Origin of the sequence: Bacillus sp. FSL K6-1145, from assembly GCF_038003425.1 — a bacterium.
GTDB lineage: Bacteria > Bacillota > Bacilli > Bacillales > Bacillaceae > Bacillus > Bacillus pumilus.
Map to the genome: position 1 here is coordinate 3041780 of NZ_JBBOPC010000001.1, position 22290 is coordinate 3064069.

At 44.2% G+C, this 22290-nt stretch carries 21 protein-coding genes; 1 reads left to right on the forward strand and 20 read right to left on the reverse strand.

Translation table 11 applies throughout. The features are described 5' to 3' along the window. Positions 1-155: 155 nt before the first annotated feature. Positions 156-1454, reverse strand: a complete 1299-nt coding sequence (gene rpoN / locus MHH41_RS15535; RefSeq protein ID WP_113387377.1) for an RNA polymerase factor sigma-54 — start codon at positions 1452-1454, stop codon at positions 156-158. A gap of 70 nt (positions 1455-1524) precedes the next feature. Here rpoN and yvfG point away from each other — a divergent pair, with 70 nt between their 5' ends. Further along, positions 1525-1740: a protein YvfG gene (gene yvfG / locus MHH41_RS15540; protein ID WP_003213121.1), complete on the forward strand. Its 216-nt coding sequence runs from the start codon at positions 1525-1527 to the stop codon at positions 1738-1740. Positions 1741-1760: 20 nt separating this feature from the next. Here yvfG and MHH41_RS15545 read toward each other — a convergent pair whose 3' ends face one another. From MHH41_RS15545 to MHH41_RS15635, 19 genes are all read right to left on the reverse strand, one after another. Next, positions 1761-3086 (reverse strand): MATE family efflux transporter, encoded by a 1326-nt coding sequence (locus MHH41_RS15545; protein WP_251190803.1) that lies wholly within the window; start codon positions 3084-3086, stop codon positions 1761-1763. 256 nt (positions 3087-3342) lie between these two features. Further along, complete coding sequence (nikE, locus tag MHH41_RS15550) at positions 3343-4158, reverse strand: nickel import ATP-binding protein NikE (protein WP_226804096.1); 816 nt, start codon at positions 4156-4158, stop codon at positions 3343-3345. Between the two features lie 13 nt (positions 4159-4171). Continuing rightward, a complete protein-coding gene (locus tag MHH41_RS15555; RefSeq protein ID WP_310425664.1) occupies positions 4172-4987 on the reverse strand; it encodes an ABC transporter ATP-binding protein in 816 nt (271 codons plus the stop codon). Between the two features lie 4 nt (positions 4988-4991). Continuing rightward, positions 4992-5825, reverse strand: coding sequence for a nickel ABC transporter permease subunit NikC (nikC, locus tag MHH41_RS15560; protein WP_003213255.1), 834 nt, complete (start codon positions 5823-5825; stop codon positions 4992-4994). Beyond that, complete coding sequence (gene nikB, locus MHH41_RS15565; protein WP_050944215.1) at positions 5822-6766, reverse strand: nickel ABC transporter permease subunit NikB; 945 nt, start codon at positions 6764-6766, stop codon at positions 5822-5824. Before nikB ends, nikC begins: the two co-directional genes overlap by 4 nt. Positions 6767-6784: 18 nt before the next feature. Then, positions 6785-8407 (reverse strand): nickel ABC transporter substrate-binding protein, encoded by a 1623-nt coding sequence (gene nikA / locus MHH41_RS15570; protein ID WP_050944217.1) that lies wholly within the window; start codon positions 8405-8407, stop codon positions 6785-6787. A 149-nt stretch (positions 8408-8556) separates the two neighbouring features. Further along, positions 8557-9735, reverse strand: a complete 1179-nt coding sequence (locus tag MHH41_RS15575) for a DegT/DnrJ/EryC1/StrS family aminotransferase (RefSeq protein WP_137054513.1) — start codon at positions 9733-9735, stop codon at positions 8557-8559. Continuing rightward, positions 9735-10421, reverse strand: coding sequence for an acetyltransferase (locus MHH41_RS15580; RefSeq protein WP_340866535.1), 687 nt, complete (start codon positions 10419-10421; stop codon positions 9735-9737). The genes MHH41_RS15575 and MHH41_RS15580 overlap by 1 nt, the downstream gene beginning before the upstream one ends. Continuing rightward, positions 10384-10977 (reverse strand): sugar transferase, encoded by a 594-nt coding sequence (locus MHH41_RS15585; RefSeq protein WP_285859615.1) that lies wholly within the window; start codon positions 10975-10977, stop codon positions 10384-10386. The genes MHH41_RS15580 and MHH41_RS15585 overlap by 38 nt, the downstream gene beginning before the upstream one ends. A 20-nt stretch (positions 10978-10997) precedes the next feature. Continuing rightward, positions 10998-12512, reverse strand: coding sequence for an MATE family efflux transporter (locus MHH41_RS15590; protein WP_321999517.1), 1515 nt, complete (start codon positions 12510-12512; stop codon positions 10998-11000). 28 nt (positions 12513-12540) lie between these two features. Then, on the reverse strand, positions 12541-13569 hold the full coding sequence (locus tag MHH41_RS15595) for a polysaccharide pyruvyl transferase family protein (protein WP_321999518.1): 1029 nt from the start codon (positions 13567-13569) through the stop codon (positions 12541-12543). 5 nt (positions 13570-13574) lie between these two features. Beyond that, entirely contained in the window at positions 13575-14597 is a 1023-nt protein-coding gene (locus tag MHH41_RS15600) for a glycosyltransferase family 2 protein (protein WP_340866536.1), read from the reverse strand. Between the two features lie 27 nt (positions 14598-14624). Further along, the gene (locus MHH41_RS15605) at positions 14625-15728 is read right to left on the reverse strand and encodes an EpsG family protein (RefSeq protein ID WP_003213102.1); all 1104 of its coding nucleotides are present in this window, start codon (positions 15726-15728) and stop codon (positions 14625-14627) included. 14 nt (positions 15729-15742) lie between these two features. Beyond that, positions 15743-16873 carry a glycosyltransferase family 1 protein gene (locus tag MHH41_RS15610; RefSeq protein WP_321999519.1) on the reverse strand — a complete coding sequence of 377 codons (1131 nt, stop codon included), beginning with the start codon at positions 16871-16873 and terminating at the stop codon, positions 15743-15745. Beyond that, positions 16866-17705, reverse strand: a complete 840-nt coding sequence (locus tag MHH41_RS15615; protein ID WP_226804117.1) for a glycosyltransferase family 2 protein — start codon at positions 17703-17705, stop codon at positions 16866-16868. The genes MHH41_RS15610 and MHH41_RS15615 overlap by 8 nt, the downstream gene beginning before the upstream one ends. Before the next feature lie 2 nt (positions 17706-17707). Continuing rightward, positions 17708-18847, reverse strand: coding sequence for a glycosyltransferase family 4 protein (locus MHH41_RS15620; protein WP_340866537.1), 1140 nt, complete (start codon positions 18845-18847; stop codon positions 17708-17710). Next, positions 18813-20687: a polysaccharide biosynthesis protein gene (locus tag MHH41_RS15625; RefSeq protein WP_050944234.1), complete on the reverse strand. Its 1875-nt coding sequence runs from the start codon at positions 20685-20687 to the stop codon at positions 18813-18815. The genes MHH41_RS15620 and MHH41_RS15625 overlap by 35 nt, the downstream gene beginning before the upstream one ends. Before the next feature lie 165 nt (positions 20688-20852). Beyond that, complete coding sequence (locus MHH41_RS15630; protein ID WP_003212774.1) at positions 20853-21536, reverse strand: CpsD/CapB family tyrosine-protein kinase; 684 nt, start codon at positions 21534-21536, stop codon at positions 20853-20855. Next, a complete protein-coding gene (locus MHH41_RS15635; protein ID WP_003213148.1) occupies positions 21526-22257 on the reverse strand; it encodes a YveK family protein in 732 nt (243 codons plus the stop codon). The genes MHH41_RS15630 and MHH41_RS15635 overlap by 11 nt, the downstream gene beginning before the upstream one ends. Positions 22258-22290: the final 33 nt, after the last annotated feature.

A 22290-nucleotide genomic window follows, 5' to 3' on the forward strand; every position in this document is an offset into this window, starting at 1 on the left:
CACTGTTGTCTACCCTTTTCGGCTCATGCCCTATCTTATACTTTACCCCAAAATTTCCGTTCACACGTCTCCCCGATTTAATTTTCAAAAAATCTTCTGTATGCCTCGCTTTCAACTAAAAAAGCACCTGCCATGTTTCTGGCAAGTACTTCTTTTTAATCATAGCGCTTCCGCAGTGTAGATGATGGAAGATTCATTTGTTCACGATATTTCGCAATGGTTCTGCGCGACACTCGGATGCCAAAGGTTTGCTGTAGCTGCGTCATCATTTGCTGATCTGAATACGGTTTTTTCTTATTTTCCGTTTGGATCAGCTCTGCGATGTACGTCTTGACTGTGTAGCTGGACGCCTCTTCCAGCGAGGGTCCTTCTAGCTTTGCTTGGAAAAATTGCTTCATTTCCATGAGACCATAAGGGGTTTGCACCATTTTCCCTTTCACCGTTCGACTGACTGTTGACTCATGCACTTGCAATATATCTGCGATCCGCTTCATCGTAAGCGGTTTCATTTTATGTTTCCCTGTAAGGAAAAAATCTGTCTGGTGTAAGATAATCTCACGAACGACATGGGTCATCGTTTGTTTTCTTTGCTTCAGCGCTTGGACAAGCCAATTGTACTGCTGCTCTTTTTCCTTTAGATACGCATATGCTTCATGCCGCTTTCGGTCTTGAATCATGGCGAAGTATCCTTCATTCATTTCAACGTCTGGGAAAGCGCGCTGATTCAGCTCAAATGTGATGTGGTCCTGCACGACAGTTATCGTTACATCTGGCTCTATATACACATGGTCTTCTTCGTATGAGAAATGGATGCCGGGTCTTGGTTCAAGCTGCGACACCTCATCTTGTACCGCTTGAAGTGTTTTCATGGAAATGCCTGTTTTCGCCGCGATTTCCTTCCAAGCCTTTCTTGCAAAGAGAAAGAAGTGCTCATCAATGATCAGCTCGGCTTCATACCAGCGCTCCTTTTTTCTTCTCAGCTGAAGCAGGATGCATTCTTGTAAAGATCTTGCGCCAATACCGGCAGGCTCTAGCGATTGAAGCTGATGAAGGACGGCTTCTACTTCTTCAGCTGACACCTTTAAGACAGCTGCCATCTCGTCAACCGGTTCATTTAAATAGCCATTAGAATCAATGGACTCAATCATAAAGTGAAAGATCCTTTGATTCTTTTCACTTAGATTTAAATCAATGGCTTGCTTCTTTAAATACATTTGCAGGCTTTCTTTTTGATGCGTTCGATACGGCTCTGTCATTCGATCTTGAGATTTTTTATGATAAACTGGTTGATAGCTGTCCGTGTCTTTCCGCTCAATCAGAGGGTTCTCAAGCGCTAACTGGTCAAGATACTCGCCAAGCTCAGTGCTATTCAGCTGGAGCAATGTAATGGCCTGCCTGAGTTCTGGTGTGAGCACCTGCTTTAATACTTGTTCTTGTTGCAGATTAAGGCTCATTGTCTCCCCTCCCTCTCATCATTTTACATGAAGATTGACGGACCGTATATACGAAATAGGAGTGATTCCCATGTCTGAACTTTTTTCCGTTCCATACTTTGTTGACAACTTGAAACAACACATCGCCATGAATCAAAATGAAGACAAGATTCATGCCATGAATGCCTATTACCGCTCAGTGGTGTCAACGCTTGTACAAGACCAGCTGACCAAAAATGCTGTGGTTTTGAAGCGAATTCAGCACCTTGATGAGGCGTATCAAAAGGTGAAAAAAGAAAGCGAATGAACGAAAAAGAACACCCTTTGTCACGATGGCAAAGGGTGTTTTTCATTTGCAAAAAGCTTCCGATCCAGCCTTGATTTGTACATCATCAAAAAGCCAGAACGTCCTACAGTATAGATGATAAAAGCAAACCATAATCCGTGATTGTGCCAAATAGGCGTAACTGCTGCTTGAACAACGATAAACAAGATCATCGCAAACAGCATCGAATTTCTGACAGGGGCAATTTCTGTCGCACCTGTAAATACGCCGTATATGACCAAACCGAAGCAAGCGGCAAACGGATAGAGAACGAGCCAGTCTGCATAGCCTAATGTCACATCAAGAAGCCGGGGAAGATTTGTAAACAAGCCCAAGATCGGCTCTTTTAAGAGGAAATAAACCGACGCAATGACGCATGCCATGACAAGTGCCCACTGCCTTGAAAGGGTTAAGGTTCTCTCATAAAGGGTGCGGTCATTTGCACCAACTGATCTGCCCACAAGGATGCTGGATGCATTGGCAAAACCATCGAACAAATAAGCCATGATGTAGTGAATTTGAAATAAGATGGCATTAGCCGCAAGCATTTCTGTTCCAAAAGAAGCACCTTTTGCTGTAAACATGTTAATCACGACAAGGAGACAAATCGTCCGAATAAACAAATCTTTATTCACATGAAACATTTTCTGCACTGCCTGTGTATCCATGATTTTCTTAATAGAAGGCATCTGGAACCCGTTTTTTGAATGCTTCATGATGATCCATGCGCCTAATACAAAGGCGGTTAATTCAGATATCAATGTCGCAGCCGCCACCCCTTTGACTGCAAACGAAAACACATGAACAAGCAGAAGGGCAAGGACCATATTCATGACATTGATCAAGATTTGTAAAGAGAGGGCTTCTTTCATTTTTGCCATTCCCATCAGCCAGCCTAATATCACATAATTCATCAAGGTAAACGGCGCACCCCAAATCCGAATATGAAAATAATCTGCTGCAAATTGCCGAACATCCGCAGAGGGAGAGATCACTAGAAAAGCAGATTGAATAATGGGCCATTGCAGGGCAATAAAACAAAGGCCAACAATGATGGCGATTAAAAAGGGTCTCAGAAAAGCAAGTACACCCTGCTCTTCACTTTGCGCCCCGTTTGCCTGAGCGGCAAAAGCAGATGTACTCACCCGCAAAAAACCAAAGAGCCAATAGAGTGTACTGAAAATGAGACTGCCAACTGCGACGCCTCCAATATACGCGGGATTGGCAAGCTGACCGACAACTGCTGTATCAACAGCTCCAAGTAATGGAGTGGTCATCGTTGAGATGGTTAAAGGAATGGCTAAAGCTAAATACGCTCGATGGTTCACGATGCCACCTGCCTTTCATGAAAAATAGCCTCTCTAAAAGAGGCTTAGATTGTTGACAAAGTGCTAAAATGATTTTTATTTTAGCACTTTGTCTTCTTTTCAGCGTGATAGAAAACCTTTGAAGTCTAGGAAGGGCAGCTACTTTTGCGGAGCGAATTGAACATTCGTGAGCACCAGCGCGCAGACCTGACAACGAATGCGAGGGTTTGTCTACACGCTGAGCCTCTTCTAAAAGAGGCATTGATGAAATGAAGATTTATCGAACCGGTCTGCCAATTGTTCGGGACAAAGGATGGTCTGCGAGCATTGCATCTCTCATCTTTTGCACCGCTTTCTCTTCTGATGAAAAGAAATCATCCTTTGATCGAAATTGAGCAACAAGTTCACCTTGATCTAATATCGCCAATTGATCACTTAAGTGATAGGCTGCCGTCATATCATGCGTAATAAATAAGTAAGCGACACCTAGTTCCTTCTTTAATTCTACTAATAAATCTAAAATGACACCCTGTGTGACCATGTCTAAGCTGCTGACGGATTCATCCAGTACGACGAGCTTTGGCTGCAGCAATAAGGCTCTTGCAATGTTGATTCTTTGCAGCTGGCCGCCGCTGAATTGATGCGGATATTTAGACAAGTCCTTTTCACTGAGCCCGACTCTTTCCAGCCAATGGATCAGCACGCTTTTGCGTTCTTTTCGGCTCATGGCTTCATAGTTTTCAAGCGGCTCTGCTAAAATTTGTTCGACTGTCCACCTTGGATTTACCGCCGAGTACGAATCTTGAAACACCGCTTGCACATGCCGGCGATAATGTTTGCGTGTTCTTTGATCTGCACAATATATATCTTGCCCTTCAAAAAGGACCTGACCGGCTTTTGGCTTCTCTAGACCAAGTATGATACGGCCTAGCGTGCTTTTCCCTGCACCGCTTTGCCCCAGCAATCCGACGCACGTGCCTTCTTCAATGATTAAATTGACGCCGTTTAAGACTTGATCTGCGCCTTTTCTTCTCATCAGAAACGACCGGCTGTTGTATGAATGACTAACTGCTTTCACTTCTAATAAATGCAAGGGCCTTCTCACCTCAAATCGGGCAAACAGCTGGGATGGATGGACGAGCTGCTAATAGTTTCTTTGTATAATCATGCTTGGGGTTTTCAAAAAGCTCAAGCACTTCTGCTTTTTCAACCATTTCTCCCTGTCTCATGACAACAACCTGATCTGCCATTTCTGCAATGACGCCAAGATCGTGAGTAATGAGCAAGATGGCAGTTCCATAGTCATGACGAATTTGGTTCAGATGCTCCAGCACCAGCTTCTGCGTGTGTACATCTAAAGCAGTTGTTGGTTCATCTGCTATGAGGAGAGGCGGGTGCATACAGGCAGCCATGGCAATCATGACACGCTGCAGCATGCCGCCGCTTAGTTCAAAGGGATACTTGTTTAACAGCTTGTCTGGCTGCGGCAGATTCATCTGCGCTAACGCATCGACTGCCTTCGCTTTTGCCTGCCTTTTACTGACAGCGGTATGCCGGCGGATGGTTTCAATCAGCTGATGACCGATCGTCCATACTGGCGTAAAGCTGTTCATTGGATTTTGCATGATATATGAGATGTCCTTGCCCCGAATAGAACGCATATCCCTTTCACTCAGACCGATCAATTCTCGTCCTTGAAGTGTGATGCTACCAGTGACATCGGTTGTTTTTCGGTCAAGCATATGTAAGATCGACATACTTGTCACCGTTTTCCCGCAGCCGCTCTCGCCTATTAATCCAACGATTTGGCCTCGCCCTACTTCAAACGATACGTCCTGAATAAGAGAGGTTGTCCCATGAGGCGTTTTCGTCTGCACATGCAGGTTCTCTATTTGTAAAATGGACTCTTGCACATTGATCATTCCTTTACACACGGCGTTTGATACCATATTTCTCTGAAAGGGCTTCTCCTAGTAAATTAAAGAGGACGACGACAGCCATGATGACAAGACCTGGATACAGCATCAACTGAGGATTTGTTTGAATATACGATTTCCCTTCATGGATCATCGCTCCCCATTCAGGCATAGGAGGCTGAACGCCTAATCCGAGAAAGGACATCGCAGAAATGTCCATAATCGCCCAGCCCATTTCAAGTGTGCCAATGACCGCGAGTGGCGGCAGGACATTTGGAATCATATGCTTTCTCATGATGTTCCAGTGGGATGTCCCGCTGATTTTCGCAGCGGCAATAAAGTTCTGTTCTTTTAAACTCAGCACCATTCCTCGGAAGACGCGAGCATAGTATACCCACTGCACAAGCATCAAGGCAAGCACTACTTGAGAAAGTCCAGGACCGAAGATGCCGACTAATCCGAGGATCAGCACCAGGTTCGGGAATGCCATGATCCCGTCGCAGATTCTCATTAAGACGTGATCGATCCAGCCACCTTTGTAACCTGACAACAAACCAACGATTAACCCAATCAATAAAGAAGAGAGAAAGATTAATAACGCACAGCCTAGTGAAACACGTGCACCATATAAAATTCGAGATAAATTGCATCGGCCTAATTGATCTGTCCCAAGAGGATACTCCCACGAAGACCCCTTTAGCTTCATCGCTAGATTGACAGCCGCCGGATCATGTGGAGCGATCCACGGCGCACATATTGTCACAATCAGCAATAGACCAAGGAGCACCACGCAGATCGAGATCAGCTTTTGATGAGAGAAGAGATATTTTCCTTTTGTCATCATGACTGGCGGCCTTCCTTTCTGGAAATACGGGGGTCAATGATCAGCTGAAGTAAGTCCACAATCAAGCTGCTCAAGATAAAGATACATGCTGCCATGAGGACATAGAATTGAATGACCGGCAGATCCCGGTTAAAGATCGCTTCAATAAAGAAGCGTCCAAACCCTGGCCATGAAAAAACTGCCTCTACGATAATGGTTCCTGTCAGCAGCTTGCCAAGATTCACCCCAAGCCCTGTCAGCATTGGCGATATCGCGATTCTCAATACATGCTTGAACATGATCGACCGTTCCTTTAATCCTCTGATTCTCGCATATTGAACAAACGGCTCTTGAAGCGCCTCACTCACACTTGATCGTAATAGCCTTGTATACATCGCAATTAAAGGGACTGCCAGTGTGACCGACGGCAGAATGAGATGCTCCCATGTTCCAACACCTTCAACCGGTAGAAGATCGAGCTTCACCGAAAAAAAGAAGATGAGCAAATACCCCAAGACAAATGTCGGGATAGATGCTCCTAAGAAAGAAATGAGCCGGCTCACATGATCAACGATGCCATTTTTCCTCATGCCACTGAAAAAGCCGAGTGGAATGCTGACACAAATTGCAATCAGTAGACTAGTCAGCGCCAATTGAATCGTCGCTGGTATTCTATAGATCACCTCATTGAGCACAGGCTGGTTGGACATATATGACTTGCCAAAATCAAGATGAATGACTTTTTCAATGGTGTGAAGATACTGCATATAAAACGGTTGGTCTAAACCAAATTCACTTCGTTTTTGCGCTAATATTTCATCCGTTGGCTGGATATGAGCCGCTGCTAAATATGCCTCAGCCGGGTCGACTGGCGAAAGGTGAATCATACCAGTCGTGAAAAGAGTGGCTAATAAAAATACAGGGATGATTGATAGCATGCGTTTGACGATATAGCGGCCCATTTCCTAACCTTCCTTCTATTACTTCAGCTTAATACCTGTGAATGGATGTTCGTCGCGATTTGCTGGGAACTCAAAGTCCTTCACATTTTTTTGATAAACGGCTGTCTTTTTAAAATAAGAGATTGGCACAATTGCCCCTTGATCCTGTAATGAAGATAAGACAGACGAATAAAGTGCTTTTCGTTTGTTTTCATTGGTTGTTGATGGAATTTCGCTCATTTCTTTGATCAGCTTGTCCTTATTTGGATAGGCTGAAATGGCTTCTTTGAATCCAAAACCATCTGATGAGACGACGTTCATAAATGTATGCGGATCATATGGCGCTCCGTAGTTGCTAAAGAAGTTCATATCAAACTTGTTGGCTTTAAAGCGCTGCACCTGTGTTGCCAGTTCCACACCTTCAAGTTTGACACCAACGCCAATGGCACCCCATTCTGCTTGAAGGGTCTCAGCCATCGCTTTTTGAATCGATTCTGCTGAATCATACATCATACTAAATTCAAGCGTTTTTCCATCTTTTTCACGAACGGTTTTTCCTTTTGGTAGTGTCCAGCCTGCTTCATCCAGCAATGCTTTCGCTTTGTCTACATCATATTGGAACGACTTCACCTTAATATCAGAAGTGTAAGGCATGTTGGTCGGCAATATGTGATCTGCTTCATCCTCTAAGCCAGAGGTGACACCTTCAACCATTGATTTCTTATTCATAGCATATTGAAGGGCATGACGCACTTTCTCATCTGACAGCTGATCCACTTTTGTGTTCATGACAAGCTGTCTCGTTGCAACTGGCTCTGACATTTTCGTTTCGTACTTACCGCTCGCCTCTAGCTGTTTGTAGGCATCAAGGCTAATGGTTCCTTCTCCGTAAAGGACGTCTACATCACCTTTTTCAAATGCCATGACTCTCGTTTCCGCATCTGGGATGACCTTGACTTTGATTTCTTTGACCTTTGGTTTTTCTCCCCAATAATGATCATTTCGTTCGAAAATGGCATAGTCATCTTTTTGATATGTTTTTAATACCCAAGGGCCTGTCCCCACTGGTTTTTCAATTCCTTTTGATGTATCTCCGTTTTTAGGGAAGCCTGCTTCGCCTAAGAAACGAACCGGGCGGACAACGGCTAATTCTTGAACAGTTGGATAATATGGCTCTGTTAATGTGAGTTTAAACGTTTTCTTGTCTACTGCTTCTGTCTTTTTGATTTTTTTTATCACACCTAACCAGCTATGTATATCCTTGTTTTTTAAGATGGAATCAAAGTTCTTTTTCACAATGTTTGCATTAAACTCAGATCCATCTGAAAATGTCACTTTGTCTCTTAAATGGAACGTGTACACCTTGCCATCCTTTGACACATCCCATGATTTCGCTAATTCAGGTTTTAGCTTTCCATTCTTTTGATAGCTGACCAATGGCTCATAAATCATTGATTGCGCGAACAATTGTGATGGGTTGTATACGTGCGGATTCATTTCGCCAATATCTCTCGGCCAAGCCATCGTGATCATGTCAGGATGATCCTTGTTTCCATCTGCTCCATTGTTTGCTTGAGAGCAGCCTACTAATAAAAAGATAAGTAAAAATGTAAACACAGTATTTATTTTAATTTTCGGAAAAAATTGGCTCCAAATAGACATAAGATGTTCCTCCTAATTGATGCTGATAATCATTTTCATTTTAAGGAGGAACAACCCCGTTGTCAATAACATATTTAAAACGATATGACAACAAAAAATCCTAATTATTCCATTAGTTGATGAATTTGATAAAAAGAGAGGCAGGCTGCTTACAAGTGAGCAGCCTGTGAAGAGGTGAAGTTTTTTTCTCGCAGGGCATGACGAAGTGTGTCAATGATACGATCCTGTTCAGCGTCTGTCATACTTGTTCCAGAGGGGAGACAAAGCCCTGTTTCAAATAACAATTCAGATACGGGAGTGCCTTTCGCCGCTGAATAAAAGGGACAATCACGAAAGAGCGGCTGCTCGTGCAGCGGCTTCCATACACGTCTTGCTTCAATCTGTTCTTCTTCTAGTGCAGCAATAATGTCCACTGGAGAGGTATTTTTATCGCGATCAATAGTCAATGTCGTCAGCCAGCGGTTGGACTTGGTGTCTTGATATTCAGGCATGAAATAAAGACCCTCTACTTTAGATAACGCCTCCTGATAACGCCTGAAAATGCGGCGCTTTTGTTCAACACGCTCGTCCAATATTTCCATCTGAGCAATCCCGACGCCTGCTAGCAGGTTGCTCATGCGATAGTTGTATCCTATCTCTTGATGCTCATAATGCATCGCGCGTTCTCTAGCCTGTGAAGCGAGAAAGCGGCAGCGTTCGATCGCAGCTTCATCATCACTCACAAGCATTCCGCCGCCTGATGTTGTAATGATTTTATTTCCATTAAACGAATAGACACCGAACCTGCCCATTGAGCCGCTTTTTTTTCCTTTATATAGAGAGCCTAACGATTCAGCCGCATCCTCAATGACTGGTACATCATATGCTTCACACAACGCCAGAATCTCGTCCATTTTTGCGCTTTGTCCATATAAATGCACGACAATGACAGCACGGGGTCTTTTTCCAAGTCGTTTTGATTCCACAAATGCCTTTTCTAAAGCAATCGGGCACATATTCCATGTATCCCTTTCAGAATCAATAAAAACGGGTGTCGCTTGTTCATATAAAATCGGATTTGCAGTTGCAACAAATGTGAGGGTGGAACAAAAGACAATGTCCCCTTTTTGAACGCCAATAAGCTTTAAGGCGAGGTGAATTGCTGCTGTTCCAGAAGATAAAGCCGCTCCTGCATCCACTCCTGCATAGCGCGCAACTGCCTGCTCAAATTCATTCACAAGAGGTCCAAGCGGTGCAATCCAGTTGCTCTTGAAGGCTTCCTCTATTTTCAAATACTCTTTTCCGCTCATATGCGGTGGTGATAAGTAAATTCGTTTCCTTTCTTGCATCATTTCCCACCCTCTCGCCGATCTTTGATTTCTATTGCAGGAATGCCTACAGCGACTTTCTGATCGTGTATATCTCTTGTTACTGCGGCTCCTGCGCCAATGAGTGTCCAGCTTCCGATCGATGTCCCGGGTATCACAACAGCACCTGCTCCAATATGTGTACCCATTCGTACAGACACACAGCCAGTTAACACTGCTCCCGGTGACAGATGGACAAACGATTCCAGTATACAGTCATGCTCTACGATAGATCCTGTGTTGATAATCGCATGTTCACCGATTGCTGCATCTGCTTGAACTACTGCCCTTGCCATAACGACAGCTCCTCTTCCAATGACTGCTGATGGACTTACGACCGCCTGTGGATGGATGAGTGTGGCAAATGCCGTGTTTTCAAAGGAGAGGCGTTCCTTTACTAACTGTCTGCTCTCATTTTGTCCGATCGCAATCAGCCATTTCATATGTGGCATTGTCTCTCTCAGCTGTTGACTCATGGAGATCGGTCCATACAAGATACTGCTTTGAGTCGTCGTCTCTTCAAATTGATCATCTAATACGGCACATAATGAGTAATTGGGATGGGCAGCAATCATTTCTTGAATGACTTTGCTATGCCCGCCATCCCCAATTAAACCAATCGGTTGCTCTTTACATATCAGTTCCTTTGAATTTTTCAGCTGTGGCATGATGCGGCTGCTGCACCCCCTCTGTTTTGATGACTTTCAGCAAGGTCATCCATAAAATTTTCATATCAAGCCAAAATGATTGATGCTCGACGTACCAGAGGTCATAGGTGAATTTCTCCTCCCAGGAGATCGTGTTCCTTCCATTCACCTGTGCCCATCCAGTAATGCCAGGCTTGACAAGATGGCGCCTTGCTTGCTCCTCTGTATACATCGGCAAATACTCCATCAGAAGCGGCCTTGGTCCAACGAGACTGAGCTCTCCTTTTAGGACATTGACTAGCTGCGGCAATTCATCAAGACTGAGCTTGCGAATCAAAGCGCCGGTTTTTGTTAATCGAAGATGATCTGGCAGGAGCGCCCCTTGCTCGTCACGTTCATCGGTCATCGTCCGAAATTTATATAGCATAAATGGCCGGCCATACAGACCAGGCCGCTTCTGCCGAAACAACACAGGCGTCCCAATTTTCCACCGAATCAGTCCATAAAGCAGAGGAAAAAGAAGACTGCCTGCGATGAGCAGCGTCAATGCCACCATCACATCTAACATTCTTTTCATCATGAAATCTCCTTATCTCACTAGCGGGAAACAGCTTGTTTTACCTTGTGCACCAGCTGCTGCCGCTCTCGTTTTGTTCCTGCAAATTGATACAAGTAGCCCATATAGAGAAAGAAACATAGACCGCCAATACAAAACAGCTCCCACCAGGACGTCACGTCATAAATCGCTTGAATTCCTGCACAGACGCCCCAAACCATGAGCGCTCCTGCAAGTGGAACCATCGTATGTTTGTAAAAGATGGTGCGTTTCTGATTCGTGATGCGGGCCGTATAAAATGGCAGAAACACGATATTTTTGATCAATAAAACAATCGCTCCCGCTGATGCAATGCCGTATAAACCAAGCTGAAGCGTATGAGTCAATCCATAGGCAAAAAGCACATTGGATACACCTAATATGAGCGTGACCACCGCTGGAACCTTCAATCGATTAAAAGCGGTCGGCACATATGTCAGCGGTAAAAACATCAAGGTCAAGCATAAATAAGCAGCATGAATCATGAGAAGCCATTTCAGCTCTTCAAAGGCAGGTCCAAGCCATAAAAGCATGAGCGGACCGGCAAGTCCTCCTAGCAGAGCGGCCGGAAACGCGACAAATAATCCGCTCCACTTAATGGCACTGGCTGCATATTGGATGAGACCGTCTTCATCTTGATTCGAGTAAAATTTCGTAATCGTTGGGGCAAACACAACCGCCAATGTCCCTGCGAGTGTGCGTAATAATAATGGAAATTGTAATATCGCCGCATACTGTCCCGTCGCTTCCGCTCCAATGAGCAGATTGGTCATCAATAAATCAATCTGTAAAAATAGTAAAATCCCCATTTGCTCAAAAGAATGCCAGACCCCTGATCGAACAAGTGTGAGACTAGAAGATAGTGAAACGTGCCGCCACTTAAACGAAAACCAAGGAATAAGCTTTTTAAAATAATAGATACCAATTCCCATAGCCGCCAAGCTTCCTATCACAGCCGCAAGTGGAATATGCCAGATGGCTGGTGCCGTCCATGTAAACAGCAGCACAATCATCAGTGCCCTCAAAAACATTTGAATGGCCTGACCAATACTTGATACATATAACTTATTCGCATAAAACGGCGCAGCCCCAATGCCGGACATGACAAAATTGAGCATAAATAAAAGACCCCCTAATATAAAGGCGGTCTGTGTGTCTTTTGCGAGATAAATAGGCACATGAAGCCACTCTACCAGCTGGCGGGACATGAATAGACAAAACAGAAAAAGGCTAATCGATAAAAAAATGGAACTGACGAAATAAGATGAGAGATAGCGCTGCGCCTTCTCCATTTCCCCTTTATGAGCCGCCACAGAAAAAAAGCGCACCACCACAGCACTTAATGACGCCGTAATAACCGATAAATAGTTGATCATATTTTGCGTCAGATGGATTAAGCCGAATGCTTCGACTCCAAGTGTATGAACGATGTACGGTGTTAAACAAACAGACATAAGCATCATCAAGACAAACGTCATGATGTTTGCACTGGCATTGTAAAGAAACGCTCGATTCATTTTGATTTCACGCAGCGTGTAAAAGCCTTCATCCAGCTTCCTCTCCCTTTTGTCCGCTCGTTTTCATCAGCTGATGAATCGCCTCTTTCACAGACGCCCCATTCGGTTCTTTCAATAGCGTCAAAAACGGAAGATGAGCCACCCATTCATACCCTTCCATCACCTTGTGATCAAACGACCTGAGGACAACACACGGTGTTTGCGTAATCGCACAAAAAATCATACCGTGAAGCCGGTCTGTCACGACGACCTGCGCCTTACTTAACTCTGTCCATAAGGTAGATAATTCATCTAAGCGAGTCGTTCGATCCACTCGTTTGCCAATTGTCGTTGTGATCAAATCGACTTGATCATACGTCTCTTGAATTTGCTGCTTTAGCTGCCGCCGCTCCTTTTCGGTGAGGTACGCTTCCTTATCCTCTCGCAAACAAAGTAAAACCCCTTCACGTTTTTGTTCCTTGTTTGATTCATCTAATGTCAGCACCATATCAGGCTGTTTCCACACATCTTGATCAGGGAAGTGCTGCTTCATCCAAGTGTAGGTTGTTTGATCTCTTGCCATGAGAAGCAGCCTCGGATGGTGTTTGTATGTTTCAATAGCGCGGCGTTCCTCTCTTTTTCCTCTCTTTGTTTCTGTAAAATGGGCAGTGGCCGGCAGTTGAATCACCGGATAGGACTTGAAGGTTTTCATGATAAATTGTCTCGTCCATTCTTCATAACGGTATAAGTCTCCCATATTGCCCCCACCGATGATACAGACGATGTCTTCCGGGTGCCGCATACGCTTTAACGGACGGGCGAGGCGATAGATCTCTTTCATGTCCACTTCCATGATGTCATAGGCGGGAAAGTGCTCTTTTAAAAAACAATAACTCGCATAGGCAATCGCATGATCCCCTAAATTATCATGTCCTGGCAGCAGCGTGAGAATGATTTTCTTCTGATGACTCCGCTCTGGCAGGCTTTGGCGGCTCAGTCGATATTCAAGCGGATATTTAACCTTTAAGAGCAGCCACTCTGCGGCGTGCGCCTTCAATTGCTGCAATGTCAATCTCATCACCCCTATTTCCTCGTTTGATATTCGATCCATTTTTGATAGCTAGAAGCGGCGGCAGAAAGCGGATAGACCAGCCGGCACTTCGCAAGGAATAAAATCATTCGCTTTCGCGCGGTGAGCTTCGATGGTTCCACTTGTTTGACGGCATGCTGAAAAGCCTCGTGTGTCACCATTCCCCGCATATGATCAAGCTTTTCCCGAAGAGAGAGTGCATTTTGGCTCTTCCATTCGTTGAGCATACAATGAAGGGTGTGATTGACAATAAAAAAATCAAGTGCCTTCTCATACAGAGAGATGTCATCATATTCTGTCAAAAACAAGCGCTGTGCATGATAAAAGGTTAGTCCATGATGAAAATACTGCTTCTGATATCGCTGCACAATAGAAGATAGATGAACACGGTAGTAATAAAGTGGTTCATGAACAAAGGCAATACTGCGTGATAAAGAAAAACAGCGCAGCGTCACATATTGATCTTCTATGTTCTCAAGTTCTCCCCGCAACGGAAATCGAATGTCGTGTTCTTCGATAAAGGCACGCCGATACAGCTTATTCCATGAGAACCCCGTAATGTCTCCGTGCAATAACGCTTCAATTAAAATCGTTTTTTCGGCCGACCGCTCGGCTAACAGCGTCGTTGGTATGGTTCGCTTTGACTGTTCAAATTGAATCCAGTACTCACTGATCACTAAATCTGCGCCGGTCATTTCAGCTTTTTCATGCAAGGCTTCGCAGTAATGAGGCGCGAGAATATCATCTGAATCAATAAAGGCAATATACGTGCCCTTTGCTTCTTCGATGCCCCGGTTTCTCACAGCGCCTAACCCTTGATTGGTTTGATGAATGACCCGAAACCGCTGATCTTGTGCAGCAAATGATTCAAGATATTCTCCGCTGTGATCTGTAGATCCATCATTCACGAGAATAACCTCTATATCTGAAAAACTTTGATCTGCAATTGATTGAAGGCATTGCTCCACATACTGACTCGTATTGTAGACTGCGACCAATAGACTGATAGCTGGCATTACAACATGCCCCACCTTTCTCAAAATCTACTTTGTAAATATCGTCCTGTACGGTAACACAGATGAATCGAACGGCATCAGCATGATGCTGTACAGAATATAGCAAACAGCAATCCCTACATAGATAAAAACATTAGACCGCTGATCAAAAATACGTGTGAAATACGGCAGTAAAATAAGCTGATACAAGCCAAAATAAATATGAAATCTTGCATAAATGACATCCTTGGTGGCAAGGATGCCAAACAAGAAACCGAGCAAACAAAAGTTCACAACGTAATCACTCTCAGGCGTCAGCTCACGAAGCCGTTTTCGATAAAAGAACGCAAGCAAAAGCGGCAAAATCAATACACCGATTTTTGTCACATTCATTCCATTTGTATTCGTTGTGAGCCATTCCTCGTAATGCCCATATGAACTGCCTTGCAGCATTACGACAAACACGGAAATAAAGCGGTCATAAAGAGCGGTTAACCCTAAGAAAATCATGCATAAGACCAGCATCATCCAAGACCACGATTTTGTTCTCACGATAAAATACACAGGAATCATGATGAGAGCCGATGAATGAAACAATGAACATACGAGGACGAGCGGAAAATACAATTTCCACTGACCATTGATCACAAGACGGATGGCATAAAAAAGAACCGCCGCCACCATATACTGACGCATGCCATTAAACGAAGCGTAATAATGAAAGGTGCCGAGAAAAAGCAGCATACTCAGCTCAAAGGGACGACCATATTGAATGAGCGTCTTGATGATAAAAAAATAAGTGATCGCCCCAACCGAGATATACATGATTTGCGGATCATGGGACAGTTGATTGAGCATCCATAAAATAAACGTAAATCCTGGGTCAGTGGCCGCCTTGTCCACACCAAATCCGAATATGTGCCAAGGTTTTTCATAATTGATGGAGAACTCATACATCTGTCCATATGTGACAAAATCGGTTCCTACTTTGTAACGAATACCAGCGACAATACAAAGAAACAAAAACGGAAATAACACGAGAATCTTGTTAGGCCGCCATCCGCTTTGAATGGTATCATCACGCCTGCCGTAAAATGCGGCAAAGCTCGACCATAAATAGACCATGATCATGTTCACCAAATATACCGCCATCTGCCATTCCTTCCTTACAGTCCATATCCTTTCATCACACGTGTGATGTTCTGTTTGACATCAAATCCTCTTTGTTCAAGCTGGTACGTAATGGTCTCTTGAAGAGGAGGCTCTGCATGATACGCTTCAAGCACCGCCTTCATCCATTCATGCGCGGAATCCCGCAGCGACATTCTTTTCACAAGACCGCAGCCTAAATCTACTTCCTCTGTAATATGATCTGAAATCACACAAGGCAATCCAGATGCCTGTGCTTCCACTAAAACAAGCGGAAGGCCTTCAAACAAGGAAGGCATCACAAATACATCAAATGCTTTCATATAGTCTGGAACGTCCGATACAACGCCTGTAAAGACAATGTTGTCTAACAAACCGGCCTTTTCCGCATATGATTCAACCACCTGCCTCAGCGGTCCATCCCCTACAAGGACAAGCTGAAATGAGACCCCCTGCTTCTTTAAGGTCTGTGCCAATTCCATAAAAAAAACGTGATTTTTTTGTTCATGAAAACGACCAATATGACCTATCACCATACTCTTTTCCTGAAGACCAAGCTGCTTTTTGATCTTCACCTTTTCTTCTGGATCAGGCTGAAAGAAAAGGGATAAATCAATCCCATTCGGCAGCACCTCAACCTGTCTATTCTTCATTTTTTTCTGCCCAAATAAAAAGGAGCCGGCATCCTCACCGCATGCAACAAGCTTTGTAGAAAATGCAAAAATCAGCCGGCGAAACCCTTTGAGCATCATATGGTCTACCCAATTTGGCGACTGTTTCCAAGCTGTATTATGCGAATGACAAATCCGCACCTTTACACCCGCCAATTTCGCAGCAAGAGCAGAGAAGCCTGTTTGAAAATCTGTATGTGCATGCACTGCTTGATACGGTCCTGTTCGTTTGATCGTCTTTGTCAATGTTCTGACAAATGCCAAAGGAGAGGATGCCCCAATACTCGGGACGTAAAAGATACGTCCTCCGAGCCTCTGAATTTCCTCATCATAATCACAGACATCCTTCCGGTGGGTAATAAAGTCAAATTGGAGGACATTTCTATCAAGTGCACGATAGATGTTCATGATCATCGTTTCAGCTCCGCCGCGGTTCATCCCGCCTACAATATGAAGTACACGCTTTGGCTCACTCATCCCGAATCGTCCTCCTTTTCAACAAAGACGCCTCCAGCTTCCGCTGGTGATAAAATTTCATGATCTTCGGTGATAAACAGGCGCGGATCACCGGCTTTAGCGCAAACAAATAATGAACCGGCGGCAATTTTAATAACCAGCATGCTTTTAAAACGAGCCAAGCATTATCTATCGAATATTGAAACCTACGACGCTGAAAAGCCGCTTCATCCTCTCTCACAAGGTATAACGGCTCTTGTAAATTAAAGCCTTTTCTCCCCGTAGCAAAAAAACGGATCCACAGATCAATATCTTCCATCCGCCTCGTTGTTTTCACAGAGCGATATCCATTTAAAGCCTTGTACGCAGCAGCCCTCATCATAATGGTTCCATGACAAAAAGGCGTCCCTCTTGCCAGCACTTTTCGATCAGGCTCTGAAATCAGTGCACGTACCCCTTTTGTACCCGATTCATCAAACACGGTCATCGCCGTCCCGACCACATCATATTCAGGATGTGATTCAAGGAAATGCACCTGTTTTTCTAAACGATCAGGTACTGATATATCGTCGCCATCCTGCCTTGCAATCAAGTCTCCCCTCGCTTCAGCTAGACAGCGATTCAGACTGGCAGCGAGCCTTTGATTATGCTCATTGCGGATAAGGCGAATTCTTTCAGGTTCTCGTTTTGTATAGGACAGCACTTTTTCATAGGTGCCGTCTGTTGATGCGTCATCACATATGATGAACTCCCAGTTGTCATATGTTTGATGAAGAATAGATTCAATACTTTCTTCTACTGTGTCTTGGCAATTGTAGACGCCCATGATGATAGACACCTTTGGCTTATGCATGCTCACATCACCTTCTCTGCTTGATCCATATAAGTTGTATAAATTTCTTCCATAGCACTCACCGTCTGCTCCTGTGCAAATGCATGGGCTAAGGAGCGCCCCGCTTTTCCCATGAGGGGCAGCTGATCTCTTTTGTGATAAAGCTGGTGCAAATATTCAGCCAAGTCATTCACATCATGCGGTTTGACTAAAAAACCATTCACGCCATGTCTGATCAACTCACAGTGTCCTCTATTCTCTGTTGCAATGACCGGCTTTTCCGCAGACATCGCTTCAAGCAGATTCATGCCGAGCCCTTCTCTCAAACTAGTCGACACACATACATCACTCAAATGCATCCATTCCTCAATTTGTTTGCAAAAACCAGCAAAGTGGACATGCTTTTCAAGATGGAGCTCGTGAACCAACTTTTCATACATCGGCCTCATTGACCCTTCACCGGCAAACACGACCTTCACATTTGGTATTTTCCTATATAGCTGGGCACATGCTTTGATGAGCATCCCTTGGTTTTTATTCGCATTTAATTCGCCAGCGCACAGCACAATAAAATCTTCTGAAGAAAAGCCATGGACTGCACGAAGACGCTGCTTCTCTTTTGCAGTAACTGGTGCAAATCGTTTCATATCCACACCCATACCAGGAACGTAATAAACAGATGCCCGCTCTTTTGATAGACGATCTGCTCTTTTAAAATCCTCTCCATTAATGGTGATCAGAGCGTCTGTATGGCGGGCGAGCCATCGCTCAATCGGATAATAGAGCAGCCAGTTTTGAAGCGGTGCTCCTTGCCAAAAGTGAAAGCCATGTGCTGTGTAAAGAACCTTCGTCCCTTTTTTGCGCGTGCTTTTGGCTGCTAGTCTGCCAATCACACTTCCCATTGGTGTGTGGCAATGGATAAAGTCGTAGTGCTCTTTCGCTAACAGCTTCTTCAGCTCCACATACGCAAACCGGTTGTGCACATGAAAAGGAGATCGCTGAATCGGAATCGAGTGCGCTTGATCCACATAGGGAAGCTCCAGCTGACCATTTGCCGCTGTATGCACTTCCCATCCTTGTTCTTGAAACCACCGGAAATACGGAAGGTGAAATGCCTTAAAATGATAGTCAACCGTTGCGCAAAACAAGATTTTTTTCTTCATCAGCAAGTGCTTCCCCCTCTCTTGTCATCTGTTCAGACAACAAATCATGCGATTCGATGGCAGCAAACAATGCTTCTCTCATTTGCTCTTCACTCATCATGTCAAATTCATGGATAAAGCGGTTCAGCACATATGGGTCTCCATCCAGCGCATGGCCGATATGAATTTTCGGGAAAATTTGTTCCTGTGCTTTTTCATGCTGGTTGAGTAGTTCCTCATACATTTTCTCCCCAGGGCGAATGCCTGTGAACGTAATCGGAATCTGGTCTGTGGTGTAGCCTGAGAGGTGAATGAGGTTTTCTGCGAGGTCAACAATTTTCACTGGCTCCCCCATATCTAATACAAAAATCTGTCTTCCTTCTGCCAAGGCACCCGCCTGAATGACAAGTCTCGATGCTTCTGGAATGGTCATAAAATATCTTGTCATGGCTGGGTGCGTGACCGTGACCGGCCCGCCTTGTTCGATCTGTTTCTTAAAAATTGGAATGACGCTTCCCCTGCTTCCGAGTACATTTCCAAACCGAACCGCGACAAATTTTGTGTCACTGCTTGCCCCCATTTGCATGATCAGCATTTCAGCAAATCGCTTTGTGGCGCCCATCACATTGGCAGGATTGACCGCTTTGTCAGAGGAAATGAGGACGAATGTTTCAATGCCATGCTCATGTGCAGCTTCTGCGACATTTTTTGTCCCGATAATATTGTTTTTCACTGCTTCTTTTGGACTGATCTCCATGAGCGGGACGTGCTTATGTGCCGCAGCATGATAAATCATATCCGGCTGAAACTGACCAACGATTTCACTCATTTTCTGTTTATCTTGGATATCCGCAATTTGCGGATAGAGACTGATGGTGTCCCCATAGATTTCTTTCAGCTCTAGTAAAATAGAATGAATGCTAAATTCTCCATGTCCCACAAGCACAATCGCTTGAGGAGCAAACACACAAATTTGACGACAGATTTCTGACCCAATCGATCCGCCTGCCCCTGTGACCATGATGGTTTTCCCCTTTAAATGGACAGATAGACGGCTCGAATCTAATTGAATCGGTTCTCTACCTAATAAATCCTCTGGCTGTACATCTCGTAATTGATTCAGCGCATGGGTTCCTTTTAAAATCTGCTCCATCTCCGGCATGATCTGTGTCTTGATCCCAGTCGCTACGCATTCCTTATACAGTCCTTTTAACGTATGGCTGCTTTTGGACGGAATGGCGATGATGATCTTTTGAATATCCATCATCACAACAGCTGTTTGAATCTGTTCTTTTCCCCCTAGAACAGGCAGTCCCATGATTTCAAGCCTATGCTTCGTCTTGTCATCATCTATGAAGGCGACTGGCTCAATATGTACATCACTCGATTGCTGAAGCTGACGAACGATGATGGTTCCAGCTGATCCGGCGCCAATGATTAAGGCCCGCTCCTTTTCTACCTGCAGCCGCTTTGCCCCATCATGTAATAGCCGGGACGCCATTCGAGATGCACCGATGAATAATACGTGAAAAAGCCACACGATGAATAAAAAACGGAAGGGCCATGTCTGCACGAAAAGGTACAGTATTGCCATTGAAAATAAAAAAGAACATACAAAGGTCTTCATTAAAGAAAATAGCTCTCTTACCCCTGTATAAGCCCATACTTGCTTGTACACGTGAAAAATATACGAAAACAAATGGTGCCCAATGAGTAGACTGAGCGAAGAAATGACGAGCATTTCAAATGTATAAACAGTTAACGCCGCTTCTTGGACAAATTGAAAACCAAAAAAGACAGCCACTAAGATGAGATATGAATCTAGTGCCACGATGATTGATAATCTTTGGGCGTAAGTCAACGCTCCTCCCCCTTTTTAAAACATCACTATTCTTACGTAAAATGGGCATCAAACCCGTCCTCACATCCCACTATTGATGACGAGCATCTAAGGCATTGGTCATGCCCACAGCAGGATCGAGTGCCTCCATTGTTAAAGATTAGGAGACATCACCTATCAATCTTGTTAATACATATACAGCCTTCCCTTTTTCTCTTTCTTGCCATTTAGCATAGCCCCAAGCAGTTTACCTGTTGTCCCGTCTAACACTTCTTTTGATTTCTTGACCGCAGCTATCTTGGTTTTGCCGCTTAAGACAACAAGAATGCTTCCATCTGTCCGGTTCGCCAGGATCTTTGCATCGGCTACTGGCAGAAGCGGCGCAGAATCAACAATCACCATGTCATATTGCTGTTCAATTTCATAAAACAGCTGCTTCATGACAGATGAGGAGAGCAGCTCAGCTGGATTCGGCGGAATGGTTCCGCTCGGAAGTAGCTCTAAATGTTCAATAGGTGTGGGTAAAATAGCTTCCTCCAAGCTGCAATTATTTAATAGCACATTGGTCAAGCCCGTGTGATGACTCAGGTCAAAATATTCATGAACAGCCGGCTTTCGCAAATCAGCATCCATTAGCAGCACCCGCTTTTTCTGCTGTGCAAAAACAGCTGCTAGATTTGCAGCCGTAAATGATTTCCCTTCCTTCGGCAAGGAGGATGTCACCAATATGGATTTCAGCCTTGTTTGGATTGATGTGAATTCGATGTTCGTTCGGATCGTACGAAATTGTTCTGCTATGACAGAGTGAGGATCTAATACAGAAATACAGGATAAATCTCTCTTTTCTCTTTTCTTTCTCTTAAAGATCAATGTTCTGTCCTCCCGTTATGACGGACTGCTTGTCTTTTTTTGCCCTCCTGTCTGCCTGCATCTGATAGACGCTGCCGAGCGACGGCAATCCGATCTCTTCTCTTATTTGATGTGTTCGTTTTACAGTATCATCGAGTAGGTTCATTAAGAAAATGAGTGTTACCCCCCCTAATAAAGAGGCGCCTAGTGCCAGTACGATATGAACGAATTTTCTTGAATTCATGAGAATCGTATTGGACAGCTTGGCTTCAGACAAAACATTAATGCGATCCATATTCATCGTTTTTTTGATTTCTTCTTGCAGCACCTCTGTTGCAGTATTCGCGATGGCAACTGCCTTTGCGCGATCCTCATCTTGCACAGAAATATTGATGACCTCAGACTCATTTTCTGTACTTGTGGCAATTTTGTGTTTTAATCCTTCAGCTGATTCTGTGAGATTGAGTGTTTCTTTTACTTTTTCAATGACGATCGGACTTTTTAATAAAACTTGAAAGGTACGTGTATATTGAAGGTTCATCTGAATATCGTTTAAGTTCGCTTGTGCGTCATTGCTGCGTTTATGAACAAGAATTTGAGTGGTTGCCTGATATACAGGAGTCGAGACATAGAACTGATAGTAGGCTGAAATGCCCGTTACGATCAGGACAATCAGGATCAGAAGGGCCATTTTCTCTTTAATGACAGAAAACAGCTGCTTAAAACCTATATTCTCATTCATAGATACCTCCCGATTTCATCATAAAAAGGTTAT

Bases quoted from the DNA above. Each gene is read 5' to 3' on its own strand.
- rpoN (WP_113387377.1), bottom strand. From the start codon at position 1,454: ATGAGCCTTAATCTGCAACAAGAACAAGTATTAAAGCAGGTGCTCACA.
- yvfG (WP_003213121.1), top strand. From the start codon at position 1,525: ATGTCTGAACTTTTTTCCGTTCCATACTTTGTTGACAACTTGAAACAA.
- MHH41_RS15555 (WP_310425664.1), bottom strand. From the start codon at position 4,987: ATGATCAATGTGCAAGAGTCCATTTTACAAATAGAGAACCTGCATGTG.
- nikC (WP_003213255.1), bottom strand. From the start codon at position 5,825: ATGATGACAAAAGGAAAATATCTCTTCTCTCATCAAAAGCTGATCTCG.
- nikB (WP_050944215.1), bottom strand. From the start codon at position 6,766: ATGGGCCGCTATATCGTCAAACGCATGCTATCAATCATCCCTGTATTT.
- nikA (WP_050944217.1), bottom strand. From the start codon at position 8,407: ATGTCTATTTGGAGCCAATTTTTTCCGAAAATTAAAATAAATACTGTG.
- MHH41_RS15575 (WP_137054513.1), bottom strand. From the start codon at position 9,735: ATGCAAGAAAGGAAACGAATTTACTTATCACCACCGCATATGAGCGGA.
- MHH41_RS15580 (WP_340866535.1), bottom strand. From the start codon at position 10,421: ATGCCACAGCTGAAAAATTCAAAGGAACTGATATGTAAAGAGCAACCG.
- MHH41_RS15585 (WP_285859615.1), bottom strand. From the start codon at position 10,977: ATGAAAAGAATGTTAGATGTGATGGTGGCATTGACGCTGCTCATCGCA.
- MHH41_RS15590 (WP_321999517.1), bottom strand. From the start codon at position 12,512: ATGAATCGAGCGTTTCTTTACAATGCCAGTGCAAACATCATGACGTTT.
- MHH41_RS15595 (WP_321999518.1), bottom strand. From the start codon at position 13,569: ATGAGATTGACATTGCAGCAATTGAAGGCGCACGCCGCAGAGTGGCTG.
- MHH41_RS15600 (WP_340866536.1), bottom strand. From the start codon at position 14,597: ATGCCAGCTATCAGTCTATTGGTCGCAGTCTACAATACGAGTCAGTAT.
- MHH41_RS15605 (WP_003213102.1), bottom strand. From the start codon at position 15,728: ATGGCGGTATATTTGGTGAACATGATCATGGTCTATTTATGGTCGAGC.
- MHH41_RS15610 (WP_321999519.1), bottom strand. From the start codon at position 16,873: ATGAGTGAGCCAAAGCGTGTACTTCATATTGTAGGCGGGATGAACCGC.
- MHH41_RS15615 (WP_226804117.1), bottom strand. From the start codon at position 17,705: ATGCATAAGCCAAAGGTGTCTATCATCATGGGCGTCTACAATTGCCAA.
- MHH41_RS15620 (WP_340866537.1), bottom strand. From the start codon at position 18,847: ATGAAGAAAAAAATCTTGTTTTGCGCAACGGTTGACTATCATTTTAAG.
- MHH41_RS15635 (WP_003213148.1), bottom strand. From the start codon at position 22,257: ATGAATGAGAATATAGGTTTTAAGCAGCTGTTTTCTGTCATTAAAGAG.